The organism is Peribacillus sp. FSL E2-0218 (genome assembly GCF_037992945.1).
Classification (GTDB): domain Bacteria; phylum Bacillota; class Bacilli; order Bacillales; family DSM-1321; genus Peribacillus; species Peribacillus simplex_B.
The window spans coordinates 4,009,292-4,030,135 of record NZ_CP150304.1; the positions used below are offsets into that span (position 1 = coordinate 4,009,292).

General features: G+C 41.7%; 20 protein-coding genes. 2 read left to right on the forward strand and 18 right to left on the reverse strand.

The window, feature by feature from the left end:
* Window positions 1-300 precede the first annotated feature (300 nt).
* From MHI53_RS19280 to MHI53_RS19290, 3 genes are read right to left on the reverse strand one after another with little or no spacing between them, the layout of a single operon-like run.
* Window positions 301-762, reverse strand: a complete 462-nt coding sequence (locus tag MHI53_RS19280; RefSeq protein ID WP_340371992.1) for a YrhA family protein — start codon at window positions 760-762, stop codon at window positions 301-303.
* Between the two features lie 48 nt (window positions 763-810).
* Window positions 811-1,242 carry an SMI1/KNR4 family protein gene (locus tag MHI53_RS19285; protein WP_340371993.1) on the reverse strand — a complete coding sequence of 144 codons (432 nt, stop codon included), beginning with the start codon at window positions 1,240-1,242 and terminating at the stop codon, window positions 811-813.
* 6 nt (window positions 1,243-1,248) lie between these two features.
* Window positions 1,249-3,033: a T7SS effector LXG polymorphic toxin gene (locus MHI53_RS19290; protein ID WP_340371994.1), complete on the reverse strand. Its 1,785-nt coding sequence runs from the start codon at window positions 3,031-3,033 to the stop codon at window positions 1,249-1,251.
* 292 nt (window positions 3,034-3,325) lie between these two features.
* On the opposite strand from MHI53_RS19290, the gene MHI53_RS19295 reads away from it, so the two are divergent.
* Window positions 3,326-4,519 carry an MFS transporter gene (locus MHI53_RS19295; RefSeq protein ID WP_340371995.1) on the forward strand — a complete coding sequence of 398 codons (1,194 nt, stop codon included), beginning with the start codon at window positions 3,326-3,328 and terminating at the stop codon, window positions 4,517-4,519.
* 89 nt (window positions 4,520-4,608) lie between these two features.
* Here MHI53_RS19295 and MHI53_RS19300 read toward each other — a convergent pair whose 3' ends face one another.
* The 8 genes from MHI53_RS19300 to MHI53_RS19335 form a co-directional block, all read right to left on the reverse strand.
* Window positions 4,609-4,935, reverse strand: coding sequence for a hypothetical protein (locus MHI53_RS19300; RefSeq protein ID WP_340371996.1), 327 nt, complete (start codon window positions 4,933-4,935; stop codon window positions 4,609-4,611).
* Window positions 4,936-5,506: 571 nt separating this feature from the next.
* Entirely contained in the window at window positions 5,507-7,225 is a 1,719-nt protein-coding gene (locus tag MHI53_RS19305; protein ID WP_061140760.1) for an ABC transporter ATP-binding protein, read from the reverse strand.
* A gap of 127 nt (window positions 7,226-7,352) precedes the next feature.
* Entirely contained in the window at window positions 7,353-8,375 is a 1,023-nt protein-coding gene (locus tag MHI53_RS19310; RefSeq protein WP_340371997.1) for an ABC transporter substrate-binding protein, read from the reverse strand.
* Window positions 8,376-8,391: 16 nt separating this feature from the next.
* On the reverse strand, window positions 8,392-9,153 hold the full coding sequence (locus MHI53_RS19315) for an ABC transporter ATP-binding protein (protein WP_061140762.1): 762 nt from the start codon (window positions 9,151-9,153) through the stop codon (window positions 8,392-8,394).
* A gap of 3 nt (window positions 9,154-9,156) precedes the next feature.
* The gene (locus MHI53_RS19320; RefSeq protein ID WP_061140763.1) at window positions 9,157-10,224 is read right to left on the reverse strand and encodes an iron ABC transporter permease; all 1,068 of its coding nucleotides are present in this window, start codon (window positions 10,222-10,224) and stop codon (window positions 9,157-9,159) included.
* 197 nt (window positions 10,225-10,421) lie between these two features.
* Window positions 10,422-11,249, reverse strand: a complete 828-nt coding sequence (locus tag MHI53_RS19325) for a MetQ/NlpA family ABC transporter substrate-binding protein (RefSeq protein ID WP_340371998.1) — start codon at window positions 11,247-11,249, stop codon at window positions 10,422-10,424.
* An 18-nt stretch (window positions 11,250-11,267) separates the two neighbouring features.
* Entirely contained in the window at window positions 11,268-11,930 is a 663-nt protein-coding gene (locus MHI53_RS19330) for a methionine ABC transporter permease (RefSeq protein WP_340371999.1), read from the reverse strand.
* Window positions 11,923-12,672 carry an ATP-binding cassette domain-containing protein gene (locus MHI53_RS19335; protein ID WP_340372000.1) on the reverse strand — a complete coding sequence of 250 codons (750 nt, stop codon included), beginning with the start codon at window positions 12,670-12,672 and terminating at the stop codon, window positions 11,923-11,925. The genes MHI53_RS19330 and MHI53_RS19335 overlap by 8 nt, the downstream gene beginning before the upstream one ends.
* Window positions 12,673-13,019: 347 nt before the next feature.
* On the opposite strand from MHI53_RS19335, the gene MHI53_RS19340 reads away from it, so the two are divergent.
* Window positions 13,020-13,793 (forward strand): alpha/beta hydrolase-fold protein, encoded by a 774-nt coding sequence (locus MHI53_RS19340; RefSeq protein ID WP_340372001.1) that lies wholly within the window; start codon window positions 13,020-13,022, stop codon window positions 13,791-13,793.
* A gap of 201 nt (window positions 13,794-13,994) precedes the next feature.
* On the opposite strand, the gene MHI53_RS19345 is transcribed toward MHI53_RS19340, so the two are convergent.
* The 7 genes from MHI53_RS19345 to rpiB form a co-directional block, all read right to left on the reverse strand.
* A complete protein-coding gene (locus MHI53_RS19345; RefSeq protein WP_061140768.1) occupies window positions 13,995-14,906 on the reverse strand; it encodes a DMT family transporter in 912 nt (303 codons plus the stop codon).
* Complete coding sequence (hemA, locus tag MHI53_RS19350; RefSeq protein ID WP_340372002.1) at window positions 14,903-16,135, reverse strand: 5-aminolevulinate synthase; 1,233 nt, start codon at window positions 16,133-16,135, stop codon at window positions 14,903-14,905. The genes MHI53_RS19345 and hemA overlap by 4 nt, the downstream gene beginning before the upstream one ends.
* Window positions 16,136-16,736: 601 nt before the next feature.
* Window positions 16,737-17,195, reverse strand: a complete 459-nt coding sequence (locus tag MHI53_RS19355; RefSeq protein WP_061140770.1) for an SRPBCC family protein — start codon at window positions 17,193-17,195, stop codon at window positions 16,737-16,739.
* 382 nt (window positions 17,196-17,577) lie between these two features.
* Complete coding sequence (glpX, locus tag MHI53_RS19360) at window positions 17,578-18,549, reverse strand: class II fructose-bisphosphatase (protein ID WP_061141043.1); 972 nt, start codon at window positions 18,547-18,549, stop codon at window positions 17,578-17,580.
* A 146-nt stretch (window positions 18,550-18,695) separates the two neighbouring features.
* Complete coding sequence (gene dhaL, locus MHI53_RS19365) at window positions 18,696-19,346, reverse strand: dihydroxyacetone kinase subunit DhaL (RefSeq protein WP_340372003.1); 651 nt, start codon at window positions 19,344-19,346, stop codon at window positions 18,696-18,698.
* Between the two features lie 13 nt (window positions 19,347-19,359).
* Complete coding sequence (locus MHI53_RS19370) at window positions 19,360-20,364, reverse strand: dihydroxyacetone kinase subunit DhaK (RefSeq protein WP_061140772.1); 1,005 nt, start codon at window positions 20,362-20,364, stop codon at window positions 19,360-19,362.
* Window positions 20,348-20,830, reverse strand: a complete 483-nt coding sequence (gene rpiB / locus MHI53_RS19375; protein WP_061141044.1) for a ribose 5-phosphate isomerase B — start codon at window positions 20,828-20,830, stop codon at window positions 20,348-20,350. The genes MHI53_RS19370 and rpiB overlap by 17 nt, the downstream gene beginning before the upstream one ends.
* Window positions 20,831-20,844 lie beyond the last annotated feature (14 nt).

Genomic DNA, 20,844 nt, shown 5'->3' on the forward strand with positions numbered 1-20,844 from the left:
CATTTCAGCAGTTATAATATCTTCTTTCATCCAGTGTTAAGAATCCTGCTAAATTAGCTTCTTCTAATTGATGCTTCAAATAATGGCCCCATGCCTTTGTCGTGAATAGTGTTTTTGTTTAATAGTAAAAAACACTTGTTGCCTAATTTAGACAATCAAGTGCTTTGTTTATGTTTTTTTAGCTTAACTATACTTTAATTAAGTGCATTGCCTTGTTATTAAAATTCCCTTCGGAAAAAATGTCATGTCACCCAATCCTAGCATTATATGATCCTTCTTTATAACTTTCGACGTATAGAATTACAGAAGGCTTGCTTCAAGTGCATCACTCAACATAGAATCGAAACTATCAAAGAACTGAATTAAAGTTCCAGAGGGTTTATCAAGTTCTACATATACTCTCTCATTTAGGTCATAACAAAACCATGCAATATCAGAATCCCCCATAAATATGTATTGCTTTTGCCAATCATTTTCATACCAAAACTCGTTTGTTTCAATAAACCCCTGAACCTCTTCATCTACTTCGTTATCAAGTAGCGTTTCATCAACCCCATAGATTACTAATCCATTAAAGTCTAATCCATTTACTTTCTTTAGAAATTCAATATAAGACTCAGGAATAATAATGTTTCCAAGTTTCTGCTGAATGGTTTGTTTCATTTTTATAATTTCTGAATTCGATACTGAATTCCTAAGTGAACCATCATATTTCCCTTCAATTTTTTCTACTTCTATCAATAAGTCTTTCCACTGAGGCATATGTACTCCTCCTTTCTTTTAAACCGTTTTGAAGGGTAAACATAATCCTCAAATATCAAAAAAGTATTCATTGTCTTCATCAACTTTTTTTATAAAACTCTCTAATGAATCAGCTATTTTATTGTCAAAGAAGTGTACAGAGGTCCTTTGAGTATCATTTAGATCAAGTGTTAAATATACACCTTCGTTTACTTCATAAAAAACAAGTTTGTCTGCTTCTTCATATATCCCCTCTAAGTCAGGGTCATACTCATAGATACCTTCCCTTAGTGTAATATCTGCAATAGTATCAGGATCCATTAATCTACTTATTGAATTCTCATTATTGCCTTTAAAAAAACCATAACCAACTTCTAAGTAAAACTCCCTTAGTTCAGAGGGAAATCTAAATCCGAGTCTTTCCTCCGCTTTAATAAGGTCTTTTTCTTTTAATGGAAAAAACTTATGATTACTATTTTTAATATAATCAAATTTAGCCACTATCAATTACCTCCTTGGAAACAATTTATTTGATGGAGATCCTTTACCATGAATGCCTGCCTGATGTTCATCAGGAAATTTGGCAGGATGTATATTCCACCATTCATGTGGACCACCAAAATTATTTTCTATAATATGATGCGCATCATAAGGTTGCCCGATATCTCTTGCGACTCTACCGTTCTTATCATAAACTTCTTCAGTATAACGGGGCCATTTTTGTCCTGTTTTTCCTTCCCATTCACTTATTAGTTTGTCTTTTACACTGTTAAACTTGTTTCTATGTTTAATAGTCTCAATCGGTGTCATTTTTTCAAATTTATGATTTCTTAGGGCTTCCTTTAATTGTTCCGTTTGAGATTTATGAATCTTTAATCCTGTTATTGTCTCGACATTTCTAATATAATCTTTAGCTAAATCATAATCAATTTTACCCTTACTCTTACCATTTAGTTCAGACTCCACCCTAGCCATCGAAACCAACCGTTCCTTCAACCCAACCCCATCAACCACATTATAAGGTACTCCACCTGCCATCGACAGCTGGTTTTTCGGATTATAAGGCAACAAATTAGGAATCGAGGCTAGTTCTTTTACTTTCGTTGCGCCTTTTACTGCAGCGGCTTTGGTTGTGGCTACCCCAGTTTTCGCTACAGCACCCGCTCCTTTTGTCCCCACCACTGATGTGACAACTGTTCCAAGGGCATAGGTTACCCAGTGGGAGCGGGAGTAGGCGTCGCCATTTATCATATCTCGTTCGTATGAATCTGATATGGCTTTGGAGATATATTTATAGGTTTGAATTGGGTGCAGTATTGAGTTTGCTACGCCTTCAACCGCTTGCCCTGGGTCTGTGACGAGGTCATAAATGCCTGTGACGAAGTCTTTTCCTACATCGAACAGGCCAACGCCGATTCCTTTGGCGATGTCTGCGGTTTGTTTGGCGTTTTCTAGCTGCATGACCAGCTGTTGCTGGGTGGGTGCTAGGTTTTCGTAGCCGATTTGCTTGGCGATTTTGAGGTACTCGTCTGGATCTATGACACGATCGAGCTGGGCCTTCAGGTCTTTGATTCGGCGATTCTCCGCTTCCGCTTGTTTCACCTGGAGATATTCCGCGGTTTCTTTTTTCCTTACTTCCAGGTTTTTATAGGCTTCGCTATTTTTGTAGGCTGTTGCGTTAAAGTAGAGCGGAGATACTTCTCCTCCTCTTGTGCTGGATAGTTTCAGTTGTTCCATTAGTGCCGTTAATGCAACTTGGTCCGCTTCGGATTTGGCATATTCAGTCGTCCATTTATGATCGATTTCGTTTACTTTGTCTATCGTTTGGGTCCGTTTTGTTTCAGCTTTCTCGATATTTTCAAAGAACGCATCATCGGAAAATGGCTGTAACTGAATGATGTCATCAATTTCGGCGAATATTTTTTTTAGGTCGTTTTTCTGGGCTATGACCATTTCCTTGGCATTGCGATTGGCGTTATCCAGTTCTTCTTCTAAAAAAGGGACCGTGACCACGGTTTCATGAAGGTTCGCTTCGGTTGCGTCGCCTTGAATGCCACTAAAGAAGGCAATATGCCGATGGATCAGGCGCAGCCAGGCATCGACGACATCGATCTGCGCTTTGTAAAACCCTTTGATGGCCTCGGCGCCTTGCCCTTGCAGCTCTTGATCCAAAGTAACGATGCTCTGGAATCCTTTTTTCAATTCGCTGAGCTGTTCTTGTATCGTTTTATATTGTTCGACACGCGTTTGCATGGCAGATAAAAGTGTTTGAGATTCGTATATCAGTGACATAGTGGAAAGTCCTTTCAACTGCTTTTCTACTAACTAGATTTTTTTGTATGTATGTTTTTTTATTGTTAAATTGTGGATTATATATAGTTTAGAAGAGTTTCTTCATTTATTCAAGATTTGAAGGGGAATTCACACCATATTTAGTGAGGTTTTTAACACAACATCTTTTACCAATAAATAACCAACGATAACTAAGCAATGGTTTTCCTCGTAAAAATGTTTTTATGGTATGATAGGTAAATTGTTTATCTGCTCTGTATACTTTTACATTCAGCTAAGAAAAGAGGTTTTTATGCACACCACAGAATTAACGAAGCGACATTGGTTGCTCATCTTAACACTCACTTTATTAACCTTCGTTCTCGGGACAAGCGAGTTTATTATTGTCGGGATTTTAACCGATATTTCCTCGAGTCTCCATATCACGAATGCCAAAGCAGGTACACTCGTTTCTGCGTTTGCGCTTACGTTTGCCATTGCTACACCACTCGTGATGTCGGCAACAAGTCATTTTCCAAAGCGTAAATGGATGTTGTTTCTGATCGGTTCGTTCATCGTCCTGAATGCTTTGTGCGTGTTTTCGTCGAGCTACACCATGCTCCTTGCCCTTCGGATGCTGACGGCGATCGTAACAGGCGTGTTGATTTCGCTTGCGATGACTGTTGCCAGTGAAACCATGCCGATTGCTAAACGCGGACTGGCGATATCATTCGTTTTTGGCGGTTTTACGCTCGCAAACGTGATTGGGGTACCGATAGGCACGGTCATTGCTGATTGGTACAATTGGAATGCCTCCTTCCTGTTAACGACTTTTCTCGGAGCTATTGCGTTTTTGGCAGCTTTTTTCGTATTGCCTGTTATGCACAGTACCGTTCGCAGTTCAATGCGTGAGCAATTTGCTTTGCTGACACATCCGCGAATCTTGATGGCTTTTTTCATTCCATCTCTTGGTTTTGGCGCGACGTATGCCGTTTATACGTATCTTGTTCCGATCCTGAAAGGAATGGAAGCACCAAGCAGTTCAATCAGTTTGATACTGTTCGGCTACGGATTCATTTCCATTTTCAGCAACATACTCGCAGGGAAAATTGCCAGCCACAATGCAATCGGACGCCTCCGGTTCGTGTTCCTCGTGCAGGCAGTCGTTCTGATTGGTTTATATTGGACCACAAATAGTTTGATCATTGGGTTGATTAATATTGGGTTGATGTCATTGATGGCCATCCTTTTAACAACCTCCACCCAGCTTTATTTGATAGACCTTGCCGGCATTTATCAGCCAAAAGCTACGGGGCTGGCCGCTTCCCTGATGCCAGTCGCAAGCAATGTCGGTATCGCCTTTGGTTCCGCACTCGGCGGAGTCGTATATCATCAGGGAAGTTTACTGAATGTGACATGGGTCGGTGGGCTCGTTGCCATTTGTGCAAGTCTGCTAACGTTCCTAAGTTATCGCTTGGACCAAAAACAACAAAAGAAGGCAGCGTAGGAGAAAGCTTACGAACGCCATGAATAAGAAAAAAGAAGTATCAAGAACATGGAGTTCTTTGATACTTCTTTTAATTTGCTAAGATTTAATTACTCACCTTTTTTACCGAGAACCGCCGCCAAAGTAAGAAATATATAAGGATAGGTTAATAAAGTAAGCTCTAAAAAATCGAAACTTCCAAAAATCAATATGTCTGGAGCATCCTTATCTAAATAATATTCTTTTCCGGTCATATACAGGCCAATAAGAAGATACGTTAATATGGAAATTCCGATTAAACCATAGCCTAGGATAGTAAATGTAACTTTTGTAAAACTATATACTAAAATACCTATATATAATATTCCAAGCAGCAGCAATAAAATCGATATGTAAAACGGCTCATATAAATAGACACTCATACTTTCCGTTAGCATCTTCTTAAGCCTCCCCCAACCCCTCGATTACTGATTTGTATTGGCATAATGATAACAAAATACCATGACCGGTCAGTTCCAAAAATGAAATAGGGAATTTCACATTCGGAACTTCCAGCTTGCTTCTGCGATATTTGGATCCCCATAAATGAAAAACCACTAACAAAAGTCAGAGGTTTGATATATTACACCCATTAAAACTGTGCTTGATGAAGTTTGCTGTACTTTCCGCCCATCTTAGGTGCTTACTCGACAATTCGCCTAGTAAAGCTAGCATTCAAACCGCCTGAATTAATACAGTAAGCCCTAAAAACCGAAACTTCCAAAAACCAATATTTCTGGAGCGTGTCCGTCTAAATAATAACCTTTTCCGGTCATATACAAGCCAATAAGAAGATACGTTAGGATCGATATTCCCACCGCCTCCTTTACTGGCATAATGATTACAAAATCATATGACCGGTCAGTTCCAAAAATGAAATAGAGAATTTCATATTTGGAACCTCCAGCTTGTTTTCTGCGATAACCCCATAAATGAAAAACCCCTGACAGAAGTCAGAGGTTTGATTGATTACACCCATTGAAACTGTGCTTGATGAAGCTTGCTGTACTTTCCGCCGACTTCAATCAGCTCATGATGAGTTCCTTGTTCGGTTATTCCCTCTTCGGTGATGACGAGGATTCGATCGGCATTTTTGATCGTCGCCAGTCGATGGGCAATCACGAGTGTGGTTCTCCCTTTGGATAGTTCGTTCAAGGCTTTTTGGATCGCTGCTTCCGTTTCGGAATCCAGAGCAGATGTGGCTTCATCAAGGATGAGGATCGGCGGGTTTTTCAAGAACATGCGGGCGATGGAGACCCTTTGTTTTTGACCTCCTGATAGTTTGACGCCGCGTTCCCCGATCAATGTGTCCAAGCCATCAGGCATATTGTGAATGATCTCTTCTAGCTGGGCGCGTCTTACTGTATCCCAGATTTCCTCGTCGGTTGCATCCAGTTTTCCATAGGTAAGGTTGTCCCTGATCGTTCCATCAAATAGAAAGACATCTTGTTGGACGATTCCGATATGATGACGCAGGGATTCCATGGTCATGCTTTTGATGTTGATGCCATCGATTTCGATCTCGCCTGAATCTATATCATAAAATCGCGGAAGCAAGCTGCAAATCGTCGTTTTTCCAGCTCCGGACGGGCCGACAAGGGCGATGGTTTCGCCGTTGTTTACGCTGAAAGTGATATGGCTGAGGACGTTTCCTTTTCCCTCGTAACCGAATGTGACATTTTTGTATGTGATGTCTCCTTTTACATGCTTCACATCGATGGCATCCGGTGCATCGAGCTCATCTGGTGCCGTGTTCAGCAATTCCAAATAACGGCGGAAGCCTGCGATTCCCTTTGGATAGGTTTCGATCACGGAGTTGATTTGGTTAATCGGTGTCAGGAATACATTGGAAAGCAGCACGAATGCGATGAATTCACCAAACGTCATTTGTCCATAAATGACGAACCAAGTTCCGCACCCTAGGACAAACAATGAAATGATCTTCATCAGCATATGACTAATAGAGAAATTCCAGGCCATGACCTTATAGGCAACAAGCTTTGTTTTACGAAAACGGCCATTGTTCACTGCGAATTTTTCCATTTCGTGTGTTTCATTCGTAAATGCCTTGACGACACGAATGCCGCTAACATTGTTTTCGACTCTTGCATTGAAATCTGCAATATCCGCAAACATTTGATTGAAGGCATGTGACATTTTTTTACTAAAGTAAATGGATAGGCTAATTAAGAATGGAATGATGATGAATGTTAATAAAGCGAGTTTCCAATTGATGGAGAGCATTAAACCAAAGGCGCCAAACAGTGTCATCACGGCAATGAACAAGTCCTCAGGTCCATGATGGGCAATTTCCCCTATGTCCATTAAATCATTGGTCATCCGTGAAACGAGGTGGCCTGTCTTCGTATTATCAAAAAAGCGATTGGACAATTTCTGAACATGGTTGAATAGCTTTCTGCGCATATCCGTCTCGATATTGATTCCGAGCATATGCCCCCAGTATGTAACGACATAATGCAGGAAGGCCGTCACTACATAAATGCCCAATAAACCAATGCACGCCCAGATGATAAAGGTCCAGTTACCTGTAGGCAATAAATCATCGATCACCTTATTGAAGGCCAAGGGAAAGGCGAGCTCCAGTAAGGCGGCCAAAATCGCACAAGAAAAATCAATGATGAATAACCATTTATACGGCTTATAGTAAGCAAAAAAGTCTTTTAACATAACAACCAGGATTTCCTCCTTTAAAGTAAGAAAGAAGATTTCCGTGAAAGTAACCTATTTTCAACGAAAATCTCCCTCATTCACTTCCTATTAAAATCTTAATCTAACATGATATGATCCGTAACGATCATTTAAACAAATCTGGATGCATTTCCTTCGCTAACATTTCCATTCCTTCTATCGTACTGTAGCTATAGCTGAACATATAGTTGTAATCGACGGCATAAATTTGTTTGTTTTTGATTGCTTTCATGCTGGATAGCTTTTCATTTGCATATAGTGCTGCTTTAATCTTATCTGCACTTACTCCATCAGCGGTGCTCCAATCAGGAATGATCAATACATCCGGATCAGCTTCAATCAGCCTTTCTACACTAACCTCTCCCTTTTCATCTTTGAAAATATTATTTAGCTTAACCATTGAAAATGAGTCATTAAAGAAGGTTTCGTCATGAGCTGCGTATACATACACTTCTTTCGGATCACTCATATGTAAATAAGCGAACGTTTCTTCTTCTTTAATACTTGATAATTTGGAAGTGATCGAATCTTGTTTAGCCTTTAGTTCTTTAATGAAACCATCTGCCTTGTCTTGTACATTAAACAGATTACCGAGGTTTTCAATATCTTTATAGATGGAATTATACGTTCCTCCCGTGACGGATGAATTCAGCACGTACGTTTTAACGCCCATTTCATTAAGTGAATCGACTGTTCCCACTCCCCAATCAGCGTTATCGAATAAACCGCCGCGACCGTAGACTAGATCTGGATCCGTTCCTAATGTAACTTCTTTCCCTACATACTCGTCACTCAGCATTTTTAGTTTATCGTATTCTTTTTCGACTGCTTTATCGGGCGCTCCGAAGTTTGCGCCGACACCGACAATTTTGTCACCTAATCCTAGATGCAATAACAGTTCTGCTGCCGGTCTTGTATTAGCCATGACTCGTTCAGGTGCTTTATCGAAGACTTGATCCTTTTTCTCCCACGTTGTCCCGCCTTCAGCTTTCGTGAAGTTTTCAATGGTTAATGGGTATTGGCTTTTTGGTTCCTGTTTCTCTTCAGAGCTAGTCTTGGTTGATGTTCCGCAGGCTGTCAGCGTTAACATCGCCGCCAACCCGACTCCTAGTAATAATCTCTTTTTCAATTGTCTTCCTCCTATTTTATACGCCATACGCAAAACCTAATCCATTCGTAACTGGATTGATATACGTTTGGCACTTGATTTTATACAATGCTTCGACTGTGTCAGGTGTCAGGACCTCTTCAGGCGTACCCTGTGCGTAGACTTCTCCATCTTTTATGGCATAAAGGTAGTCACAATAATGGGCAGCCATTTCCAGGTCATGTAGGGCTGCAAGCACTCCGATTTGTAAATTCCTTACACATGATAAAATTTCGATCTGATAGCGAATATCCAAGTGATTCGTCGGTTCATCCAATATCATGAATTTCGGCTGCTGGGCAATCGTCCTTGCTAGTATGACCCTTTGCTTCTCACCGCCGGAAAGTGATAGGAAACTGCGGTCCTTGTAATCAAGCAGATTGGTTCGTGCCAGCGATTCTTCCACGATCATGAAATCTTCTTGTTTATCGGACTCCAGCATTTTCTTATGCGGCGTTCTGCCCAGCATGACCATTTGGTGCACCGTCAGATCGAAATTCACTTCATTGAATTGGCCCACGACACCCAGTTGCTGTGAAACCTTCTTTTCAGAGGTTTTCAAAACATCCATATCGTCTAATAGAACCGTACCTTTATGAGGGGATAGGCTTTTATAAATACTTTTTAATAGAGTTGATTTGCCACAGCCGTTCGGACCGATCAAGCCAACAAATTGTTGTTTCTTTACTAGAATTGATATGTCCTTCACAATTTCCTTCTTGCCAATTTTTATTCCCATATCTTTCGCGATTAATTGCATGTTTCACCCTCCGAAATTGTAGCCTTTTTTCACAATCATGTAGATGAATAATGGCGAACCAATAACAGATGTAATGATTCCAATGGGCAGTTCAACATTGGTGATCAACGTTCTTGACAAGATGTCCGCCCAAATTAAAAACAGTCCGCCCAACAAAATGGTTCCTAACGTTAATCGTTTATGGTCTGCACCAAATATCCCCCGAGTTATATGAGGGATGATCAACCCTACAAAACCAATCATTCCTGCGTATGCCACCATCGTTCCCGTGATAAGGGCTGTAACGATCATGTAAAATTTACGATAGGCGCTTAAGTTAATCCCTAGCGTGATCGCGGATTCATCGCCTAGCAGCATCGTATTCAGCACCCGATGCTGGAAGAGGAACAACGCGCAACCAAGCAATACGATGATTGCCAGGATCGGTGTTTTTCCCCAGCTTGATGATGCCAGGCTTCCCATCGACCAAAAGGTGACGGTTTTAATGCCTTCCGCATTGTTGGCGAAGTAGATGATCAGGCTTGAGAAGGAACTGCATAATGCACCAATGACAACACCTGATAGGACGAGCTTGACTGATGTTGCTTTACCGCCGATACTCGATAAAACCAGTACCGCTATCGATGTCAGCATGGCCCCTGTAAATGCTCCGAATGCCACTCCGAATTGCGATAGGATCGCACCGCTTCCAAGTCCGACAAGGATGGCAAAGGTTGCCCCCAGGGAAGCTCCTGATGAAATGCCCAGGATATAGGGATCAGCCAGCGGATTTTGCACGACGGCCTGCATCACAGCTCCGCACAACGATAGTCCCATACCAATCAGCAGGGCAAAAATAACGCGCGGCATTCGAACTTGTAAAATAATATTTAAATAGGATTCATTTTCGACATTCAGTGAACCCCATCTGCCATTCGTCAATGTATGAAGCATGATCTCCATCGATTGCTTGAAAGGGATATGCACCTGCCCTATCGAAACCGAGTAGACGGCGGATACCATAATCAAACCTATTAAAAATAAAATAACAAAATAATAGTAATTACTTTTACTTGCTCCGTTTGTAGCCATTTCTTACTACATTCACCTCCTGTATGATGAATAAATTTGACTAAATATATTTGATAATGATTATCATTCTCGAAAATCATCATAATATGTAACTTGAAATAATACAACATAAATTTTTTTTATAGTCGATTATTTTCTTTGATAGAACAAGAAAAAAGGGCCATTCCCAGTGGAATGGCCCTTTCGTTGCCTAACATTCAAAAGGCCGGTATGGCCGTTTCGCTATACTTTTCTTCTAAGAATTTGCGTACCTCCGGGCTTGTCATCGCCTTTGCCAGCTTTTGGACCGGTTCGGAGTCGACATTATCCTTGCGTGCCACCAAGGTAATTGCAAAGTCATTTTCAACACCCTCCGTGAGAAGAGCGTCATTTTTTGGCGTCAAACCAAGCGGTGCAGCGTAAGCGGGTGTGATCACGATCGCATCAGCTTCATCATACGTTCTTGCCAGCATCAATAAATCCACTTCTTTAAACTTATAATTTTTAGGGTTTTCCGTAATATCAGATATCGTATAGTATGGGCCCTTTTTTTCCTTCAACGTGATCACTTTATGCTGTGCCAGCAATGATAATGACCGATCGATGTTCGATACGTCATTTGCGATCGCAATGACGGCACCCTCCGGCATTTTATCCATGGAGTCGTATTTCTTGGAATATACACCATAATTGGCGAAGTAAATCGGTTTCACTGGAACAAGCTCGGCATTTTTGTTTCGATTGAATTCCTCCATATACGGAACGTGCTGGAAGAAGTTCACATCGACTTCTTTTGCCGCGAGTGCGGTATTCGGCTGGACATTATCACTCAATACGACTATATCGAGGTTAATGCCTTCCTCTGCCAGTTTTGGTTTAACAAGCTCTAGTATTTCCGTCATCGGCGGGATGAGTGAGGCCACTTTCAATGTTACCTCTTCCTTCTCCTCTTTTTGCGCAGTTTCTTTCTCTTTTTCTTCATTCGCCTTGCCGCACCCTGCTAAAAGCAGCATCATTGCTGCCATGAGAAAGAGTATTTTTTTCATGATGGTTTCCTCCATTATTTATCTTTTGTCGATCATTCTGGCTGCAGCTGTGCCAATGAATTGGATCAGCTGTACGAGAATGATCATAATGATGATCATATAAATCATCAGCTCTGTTTGAAACTGCTGATAGCCGTACCTGATGGCGAAATCGCCGATACCGCCGCCTCCGACCACGCCCATGATCGTTGAATAGGAAATGAAGCTGATAATTGATGTCGTCAGTCCAAGGACCAGCCCTGAGCGTGCCTCCACGTATAGAAATTGAAAGATGACATCCTTCACGGAAGCCCCCATGGAAATGGCTGCCTCGATCACACCCTTCGGCACATCCAATAAAGATTGCTCGACCAAACGTGAATAATGGGCAATCGCAATAATCGCCAATGGAACGCAAGCCGCTGCCGTACCAATGGCTGTGCCGATCAAGAGTCTTGTAAACGGGATCAAAAAAACGACCAATAACAAAAATGGGAAAGAACGAATAATATTGACCAATAAATTCAAAATCGAAAAAGCCCACGGGTTATCAAGCAGCTGGCCCTTCCGGCAAAGAAACAGCAAGGTCCCGACCGGCAATCCAATCACGATTGCAGCTAAGATGGACACACCAACCATCGTAATCGTTGCGGCAATCGACTGCCAGATTTCTGCCTCATATTGCACTAAAATCTCAGGCATGACCGATCCCGCCCTTCTCAGCTAATTGTTCGATGAAGTACTCTGGACGATTATCGCTTTTTTCAATCCCCGTCGGTTCGATCATGACAGTGTCATGTATCTCACCAGCTGCCATGACCGTTACACGGTTGCATATACTTTTGATGACATCCAGTTCATGACTGACAATCACAATCGTCACACCGAAACGTTCGTTTATATTCGCCAGTACCTCTAATATTTCAGCCGTTGTATTTGGATCAAGGGACGAGGTCGGTTCATCACATAACAGCACTTGCGGGTTATTTGCCAATGCCCGTGCAATGGCAACCCGCTGCTTTTGCCCCCCGCTTAATTGTGCAGGGTATTTCTCCATCTCACCCTCCAATCCGACGAATCGAAGGCACTCTGCCACACGGCCCCGACGTTCCTTCTTTGGGTAACTTGCCAGCTCCAAAGACGCTGCCACATTGTCATGAACCGTTTTGTTTGCGACAAGATTAAAATGCTGAAAGATCATCCCGATCGACTTCCTTGCCTCTCGAAGTCCTTTATTGTTCAATATTGTCAAGCTTTGGCCGTTTATCTCCACCTCGCCCGCATCTGGGGTCTCCAGCAAATTCATCAGTCGCAGCAGCGTTGATTTCCCTGCTCCGCTTGCCCCGATTATGCCATGAATTTCCCCTCTTGGTATGGTCAAAGTGACAGACTTAATGGCCTGAAACTGTGAAAACTTCTTACTCACTTGATGCAGGTTGATCATAAAATCCCACTTTCCATTGTAAGTATATCGCTCCTCATCATCTTTTCATCAAGACACATTATTTTATCAATTAATGAGGACCAATTGCAAAGACACAAATTAACAGTTAAAGACTCCCAATCCCTTTCAGCTCCCTCTTTCCATTTTAAAAAAGCCAAAAAGAACAAATTCCTGGCTTTTCTCATAACCGAATTAGATAAGAATGATTATCATCAAGCTTACCAGATACAAGTTTTCACTCCATGATTTGAATAATGCCTTTCAAAATGATGGCGAGTGTATTATAATCATAGTTGATAATGGTTATCATTATCAACTATTTACCTGAAGAATATGGAGGCACATGCATGATTCGATACCTTAATAAAAAAGTGGCCGACCATGAGGTATGTGTCATTCTGCCCTCTGGTTACGATCAAACCAAGAAATACCGTACGATTTATATGCATGACGGGGGAAAAACGGCCATGCAAGCTGTAAACTATATCGATCATTTGATTCTTTCCGGTCAAATTGAACCACTGATCGTCATCGGGATTGCCCCGATCCATCGCAACGATGACTATACGCCATGGGCGGCCCCCTCGCTTGCCCCGCAAGGCACTGACTTTGGAGGTCAGGCGCACGCTTATTTACATACCGTTGTAACCGAAATAAAGCCTTATATAGATGCCCATTATGCAACGAATCCCGAGCCTTCACATACAGCCATTTCCGGCTGCTCCTTGGGAGGACTCGTTTCGATTTTCGCCTCCTACTATCATCCTGAGGTATTCCATCAGTATATTTCCTTATCTCCTTCCTTTTGGTACGAGGATGTTCTTCGCTATCTTCAGGGGGAAAAGATTGAACGACAAGGAAAAAGCTATAGCAAACCACCTGTGAATCGTCAGAATCATCAGCTCTATTTATATGTTGGCGAATTGGAGGGCATTTATAAAGAAACCGCACAAAAGCATATGGTCGACTATACGAAGAAGGCCCACCTTGAATTCATCAAGGAAGGCTATTTGGAGTCCAATCTATTATTTGAGTTGAATCCAGAAGGAACTCATGATGACCTATTCTTCTCCAACTACTTCATTGAGGCACTTCGCCGGTTATTTGGCATAAACGGTTGAATCGTTACCTATCACAAAAACCGCCAAGATTGGTGATGTTCACCAAGCCTTGGCGGTTTCTTTTTTACAACGGTCTTCAGCCATTGGCGAATCGAAAGTCCCCGCTCATGATGGTCGGCACGACATAAGCATGATTTTGAGACTGTTCAACAGCCTTTCATCGATAAAGTGATTGCCATCAGCATAGGTACAGCAAAACCCTTATTGGTGAATCGAATTTTCTTCTTTCAGCTTTACCTTCCCCTTGCGCGTGCCCACTCCCAATGCAATCGCAGCCCCTATGCAACTGAAAAGGCAGCCAGCAGCCAAGAAAATGGAGGGATCGGAATCACCAATCATTACTGAAGCCAAACCTCCTATTGCTGGGAAAAGAGCGACCATGTACCCGCTTTTCGCTCCACCTATTTTATCTACAAGCTTTAGGTAGAACAGCCAGGCCCCAAAGGAGGCGAATATCGTTAAATAAAACAAAGCAGATAAATATGAAAGGGATGTAGGCAGACTAACAGCTTGCCCTTTAATGAACACGATTGCCCATAAAAGAATGCCCCCCGCTGCAAACCCAAGTACATTAGCATAGATTGGGTTCACCTGCTTCTTGGCATTTCGAGCTGAGCTCGCATCGCCCAATGCCGTCAGGATGGTCCCAAGAACGGCAATCATGATACCTTTTATATCCTGAAAACCATGAATGTCATGTAAGCTTGGGTAAATAACGATGCACACAGCCAGCACACCGATTATTCCGCCAATCAAGATACGGAAATGCAAAGGCTCTTTCAAAAAAATCCGAAGAGCAATGGGTGTTAAAATAACCTTCAATGAAAATATCAATGTAACCATGGCTGCTGAACTTAAGATAGTCGCGTAATAAAGACATAAATAGCTCAAGGCAAAATTACATATTCCAAATACGATAATATATGGAATATCCTTTTTCTTTGGTTTACCTGCAGGTTTAAGAATGCACAACAGAATCAAGAATAAGACTGCCGTCAAACTTAAACGATAGGTTAAAGATAATTCTAAACTAACGGGTGTACCTTGTATCTTTACTGCAATAAAATTAAGCCCCCATACTACTAAACAAAATATGTACATAAAGTTGGTCATATGTTTACTGAATCCAATCTTTTGGAGAAAGGAATATCAAAATAAGTGAAAACCTCCGTTAAAGCAATGGTTAAATGGGCTATCTGTTCTTCAGTGTGATTGGGTGTGACATTCACCCTAAAGCGTTCTGTACCGACAGCTACTGTAGGTGAATTGATAGGTTGTAAGTATATCTGATGGTTTTCAAGCAGTCTCTTGGCTGCTTCCTTACATTTCTTCGCATCTCCGATTAAAACCGGAAGAATATGAGTCTCGCTTGCTGCCATTATCGGAATGCCTGCCTTCGTTAGATACTCTCTTAAAGTGTTTGTCTTCTCTTGCAGTACGATCCGCTCTTTATCCGATGATAGCAGATGTTGAATACTCGCGTGACAAGCCGCTATGACTGCGGGTGGCAGGGACGTGGTGAATATGAAGCCTGATGCAAACGAACGAACCGCATCGATTATTGAAACAGAAGCAGTAATATACCCTCCTATTACGCCAATGGCCTTGGCCATAGTGCCTTGAATGATATCCACTTTATGGGCAATGCCAAGTTCTGCAGCAATCCCTGCACCTCTGGGTCCATACATTCCAATGGCATGAACTTCATCGAGGAAAGTAATCGCGTTATACTTTTCAGCAAGGGCTACAATCTCTTCGATCGGCGAAATATCCCCATCCATTGAGTAAACCGATTCAAAAACAATGATCTTTGGTCTATCAAGGGGTTGTCCTTCCAATAATCCTTCTAAGTGAGCTACATCATTATGCTTAAATATCGATTTTTCAACTTTAGCACTGCCAATACCATTAATAATGGACGCATGATTACGTTCATCCGAAAACACGATACAATTTGAGAATAGCTTTAATAGACATTGCAGTGTGGCATCATTTGACCCATAACCCGTAGGGAAAACAAGAGCCGATTCTTTGCCATGCCATTCTGCAAGCGTTTTTTCCAGCTCCGCATATTGATAATGTGTCCCTCCTATATTACGAGATCCACCAGAGCCAGCCCCATACATATTAATTGCATCGTGCATGGCATCCGTTACTAGTGAGTGCTGGGACATCCCTAAATAATCATTGCTGCACCATACCACTACCGGTTTACCATTTTCGTCACCATTCAACTTGGCTAAGGGATATTGACCATTTATACGATTCAACGTGACAAAACTGCGATATTGCCCGCTTTCTTTTAGTTTATTTAGCTCACCGTTAATGATTTTCTCATACATGATTTAACCACCTAAGTCATTTTATTTTTTACCCACTTAAATTATTAATAGAATGACAAATTGGCAATTTATCAGTGATGATATGAATAATTTAAATGGAATAATAAAGAAATATTACCAAATAAAAGAAAAATGTCAATTGAAATTATTATTTTAACATACATAATATTCTGATATTTAATCATATACTCCTATCTCCCCTATTACAAATGCTATTCAGCAATAAAATATTATAAAAATACGTTCTATTTACCCAAGTACCTTGAACCTTTTTCTTCTAATCTGTCCCGCTAGCAAATGGAGACCAATTTGTCCCTTGAATTTGAAGTGGCCACTAGGAAAGTATAAAAGCGACCTCCATCCAGAACTATTTACAACAAAAAGAATCCAACTCGGACCATGTCTTTCAAGTTGGATTCTTCCCCCCAGCAAATTTCAAATAAAATTAAATAGGCTATTCTTCAACTTCTTTATATGGTTTATCCTGCTCTACCTTCCCCCACAAATAAAAAGCCCCTGACACTAGAAGTGCCAAGGGTTTGATAGAGTATGAATGAATGAATGAATGAATATTAATTGATTGCATCTTAAGTAACCTTATTCATCCTCCACTGGACTCCGCTTCAGCTACATTCTTGACACGGTCCAAAAATTCAACGACCACTTTATCGGTGGCGAATAGTAATAACCATTTCAGGTACCATTTTAACGGGCGGCTGCTGACTGTGTATGTAAAGGAAGTTCTGCTGTCATTGATTTTATTCATTTCGTATAAAGCTGTAATTTCAAACATTTTGGCAAGGATGAAGCCTACTTTTAGCTTTTTCTCATCCGCTTCATTGGTATAGGCGAGTGTTTCGATATCATATTCTTCTGTTCGTTTGCCTTCTCTATATTTTTGGCGATATATGCTCCCGACCACTTCCTCCGTTATTTTGATGGGCTTTTGTTCAATCACTTGGGGCATGATTTTTTGCATATTTTCTACAGAACCGTCAAGATACCTCCATACATGTTCGATCGGAGCGTTTATTTCGATCTCTTTTTTCCACGATTTCACTGAACATCACCTCTATCTCGATTATATTTACTTTTTCAGGAAAATCCAAACAGTTTAATTTAAAGAAGAAGGTAAAATCAAAAAAATCGTAAAAGTGTCCTTTTACGATTTGACATAAGGTATTATACTCATTGGAATGTTGTTCAAACCGATCCCAGCTTGGCATACTGACAACAGTAACTTCAAAACCTTCTTTTCCTAGTGTATGTTGAGCTGCAACAGCAAGAGCCACTTCAGAATTGGAGGCAAGTAGCTAGCTAACGCCGTTTCTTTTGATCAGCTAAAACATAAACTCCGCACTTCACACTTTCATACGCCTGCTCTTACAAGGGTCGGTAACTCTTGACGTATTAGTGCAGTAGTCTTGTCGGTTCCTCCAATTTCAAATGAATGGAACTTTGTGGCGCGCTTCGATAAACTGCGACTGCTCCGCTGTCGCAACGAAAGAGTGTGTTATCAGCTTATGGTTCCTTTTGCGGACACCTTTTAATAAAGGGCCGTCTGTAATCCCTGTTGCGACAAAGAAACAATCATGGGATTTCACGATGTCATCCATCGTCAACAGAGCATGAGGGTTGGCAATCCCCATCTTCTTACATCGTACAAGTTCCTTTTCAGATTTGGGAACAAGTCGACCTTGGAAATCACCGCCAAGACATTTCAATGCAACTGCAGCAATCACACCCTCAGGGGCACCGCCTGTTCCAACAAGGATATCGACATCCAATTCGTCAACCGCTGTAGCTATTGCTCCTGTAATATCCACATCTGAAAATAATCGAACTTTTGCTCCGAGATTAAATACTTGTTTCATTAAATGATTGTGACGCGTACGTTCCTGCATCATGACTGTCAGTTCACTTACATCCTTGCCAAGTACCTTTGCGACGGACTTCATGTTTTCTGTAAGGGACGCTTCGATATTGATACAGCCCTTCGCCTCCGGGCCGACTGCCATTTTTTCCATATACATATCCGGTGCATGCAAGAGGGTGCCACGTTTAGCTACAGCAATAACTGCTAGCGAATTATCTTGCCCTTTTGAAACGAGGGTCGTCCCTTCTATTGGGTCAACGGCAATATCCACTTGAGGTTCAGTGCCGGCACCAAGATTCTCACCGATGTACAGCATCGGTGCTTCATCCATTTCACCTTCGCCAATGACAATTGACGCATTCATATTTATGCGGTTCATCTCATCGCGCATTGCTGTCGTTCCAGCTTGGTCCGTACCGATTTTATTGCCTTTTCCAATCCAAGGATAGGCCGCAATTGCCGCTTTTTGAGCGACGGCCAAAAAGTCACCGGCTAGTGATTGAACATCTTCTTTTTGCTTAACGTTCACAATAGACAACACGAATCAGCCCCTTCGTTATTCATAATTGTGTATTTTTATTCATTTATAAGCGAGATTCACCCGCATATTTTGGCATTTCCATAAGTCGAAACAATCAAAATATTTTCGATATGCGGTGAATTTTTTTTATTGGATGTGTTGAATTATACTGTTTGAGCCGATTTAATGGTTGTTAAAAAAGTGTTAAGAATCATGTAAGAAGAAGCGGCACCAGGATCCTTCGTCCCAAGTGAGCGTTCACCAAGACGGCTTGAACGTCCGCGCTTAGAAAGCAATCCTTTTGTTGACTCCATTCCTAGCTCTGCCGCTTTCACCGCTTCCGTAAAAGAGGCAACGAAGTCATTCGTATGTGCAAAATTCGATTGCAAGCTTTCAGCTGCTGGATGCAGTGTATCTATCATCGTTTTATCGCCAACTTCCGCTTTGCCCCGTTCCTTGATTCCATCCACAAAAGCCACCCAGAAATCCTTTAATTCTTGATCTCCAAGTTCCAACTTTCCTTGAAATGCTTTCGCACCCCTCATAAAACCAGTTGCATATAGAGGACCAACAGATGACCCGACAGCACTTAAAAACGTACGGCCTGCTAAAATGCTAATTCTTGAGCAGTCCTCCTCGTCTTTCAGTTCGCCATCCAGTTTTTCGTTAACCGCCTGCCAGCCAATGGACATCGTGACTCCATGATCGCCGTCACCCAGCTTCCGGTCTAATTCACACAAGTAATCTTTTTGTTCTTCAATCATCGTTACAACGTTTTTCAAAAAGGCCTTGAATTCTGCAGCTGTTATCTTCATCGCTAGCTCCTCCTTATATTTGGACATACATTGGACAGTCTGCAGGGTGGTCTATAAATTCTGCCAATTCTTCATCTAATTTTGTAATGGTAACAGACGCACCGCCCATTTCAAGAGATGTGCTGTAGCTTCCTACATAGGAACGGTGTATTATAATGCCTTTGTCACTTAAAATTTGTTCTACACGTCTGAACATTATATATAGTTCCATGTTTGTAGTGGAGCCTAATCCGTTTACAAGAACAGCTACTTTTTCTCCTGATACAACTGGCATGTCTATCAAAATGTCATGCATAAGGCGTTCGACCACCTGATCAGCCGGCAGCAAGTCACCTTTTTCGAGTCCAGGTTCACCGTGGTGACCAAGACCGATTTCCATTTCGTTATCAGCAAGTTCAAAGCTCGGCTTTCCTGTTTGTGGTAGTGAACACGGTGTTAAACCGACGCCCATTGTCCGTGTGTAATCGTTTGCTTTTTGAGCCACTCGTACAACATCAGCCAAGTTATATCCTTTATCAGCTGCAGCCCCCGCTGCCTTCGTGACGAAAAATTCCCCTGCGATCCCTCTGCGTTTTTGTTTTTCTTCTTTTGGCGCGGAAGCTACATCATCCGTTACAAGCACGGAACCAACACGGATATCGCTTTCAAGATCAGCCAGTTCTGCCGCCATGCCGAAGTTCATTACGTCCCCTGCATAGTTGCCATATATATAAATAACGCCTTTTCCTTTATCAATGGCTTTCGTCGCTTCCAAAATGGGATCCGGAGGAGGAGAAGAAAAAATATTCCCTACGGCAACACCATCAGCCATGCCATCACCCACATACCCAATAAATGCTGGTTCGTGGCCCGATCCACCGCCGATGAGAACGCCTACTTTTCCGTCTCTTGTTTCCTTCGCCGTAATAAGTGCACGGTCGTTTTCAGCTAATTGCCTTACATGTTTCGGATAAGCTTTTGCATATCCTTCAATCATTTCTTCCACAACTCTCATTGGATCATTAATGAGCTTTTTCATGTTTTGCTGCAGCTCCTTTCAAAAAATCCTGCTCTTTATCCATTATTTGCTGAACTTTTCTTGCTGAGTTACCACCCGGAAATTCAGACTCTAAATACACCTTCACTATATTTTTAGCTGGTTCGATTCCAATCACCTTTGCACCCATTGTTAACACTTGTGCATCGTTACTTTTTTGCGAACGTTCCGCTGAATATGTGTCATGGCAAAGAGCTGCACGAATACCTGGGACTTTTCCTGCCGCAATCGCCATTCCGATACCTGTACCACAAACTAAAATGGCACGATCCAATTTTTGCTCATTAATGTCATTAGCTACCTGAAAAGCTACTCCTGGATAATCAATCTCGGTACATGAATCTTCAGAACCGTAATCCACAACTTCGTGTCCCAATTCTTGAATATAATCTTTCAAACTATCTTTCATATTAAAAGCATTATGATCAGAACCTAACCCAATTTTCATTATACAACGCCCTT

Excerpts from the sequence above, each read along its gene's own strand:
- MHI53_RS19280 (WP_340371992.1), bottom strand. The coding sequence starts at position 762 with ATGCCTCAGTGGAAAGACTTATTGATAGAAGTAGAAAAAATTGAAGGG.
- MHI53_RS19290 (WP_340371994.1), bottom strand. The coding sequence starts at position 3,033 with ATGTCACTGATATACGAATCTCAAACACTTTTATCTGCCATGCAAACG.
- MHI53_RS19295 (WP_340371995.1), top strand. The coding sequence starts at position 3,326 with ATGCACACCACAGAATTAACGAAGCGACATTGGTTGCTCATCTTAACA.
- MHI53_RS19300 (WP_340371996.1), bottom strand. The coding sequence starts at position 4,935 with ATGCTAACGGAAAGTATGAGTGTCTATTTATATGAGCCGTTTTACATA.
- MHI53_RS19305 (WP_061140760.1), bottom strand. The coding sequence starts at position 7,225 with ATGTTAAAAGACTTTTTTGCTTACTATAAGCCGTATAAATGGTTATTC.
- MHI53_RS19315 (WP_061140762.1), bottom strand. The coding sequence starts at position 9,153 with ATGCAATTAATCGCGAAAGATATGGGAATAAAAATTGGCAAGAAGGAA.
- MHI53_RS19320 (WP_061140763.1), bottom strand. The coding sequence starts at position 10,224 with ATGGCTACAAACGGAGCAAGTAAAAGTAATTACTATTATTTTGTTATT.
- MHI53_RS19325 (WP_340371998.1), bottom strand. The coding sequence starts at position 11,249 with ATGAAAAAAATACTCTTTCTCATGGCAGCAATGATGCTGCTTTTAGCA.
- MHI53_RS19330 (WP_340371999.1), bottom strand. The coding sequence starts at position 11,930 with ATGCCTGAGATTTTAGTGCAATATGAGGCAGAAATCTGGCAGTCGATT.
- MHI53_RS19335 (WP_340372000.1), bottom strand. The coding sequence starts at position 12,672 with ATGATCAACCTGCATCAAGTGAGTAAGAAGTTTTCACAGTTTCAGGCC.
- MHI53_RS19340 (WP_340372001.1), top strand. The coding sequence starts at position 13,020 with ATGATTCGATACCTTAATAAAAAAGTGGCCGACCATGAGGTATGTGTC.
- MHI53_RS19345 (WP_061140768.1), bottom strand. The coding sequence starts at position 14,906 with ATGACCAACTTTATGTACATATTTTGTTTAGTAGTATGGGGGCTTAAT.
- hemA (WP_340372002.1), bottom strand. The coding sequence starts at position 16,135 with ATGTATGAGAAAATCATTAACGGTGAGCTAAATAAACTAAAAGAAAGC.
- dhaL (WP_340372003.1), bottom strand. The coding sequence starts at position 19,346 with ATGAAGATAACAGCTGCAGAATTCAAGGCCTTTTTGAAAAACGTTGTA.
- MHI53_RS19370 (WP_061140772.1), bottom strand. The coding sequence starts at position 20,364 with ATGAAAAAGCTCATTAATGATCCAATGAGAGTTGTGGAAGAAATGATT.
- rpiB (WP_061141044.1), bottom strand. The coding sequence starts at position 20,830 with ATGAAAATTGGGTTAGGTTCTGATCATAATGCTTTTAATATGAAAGAT.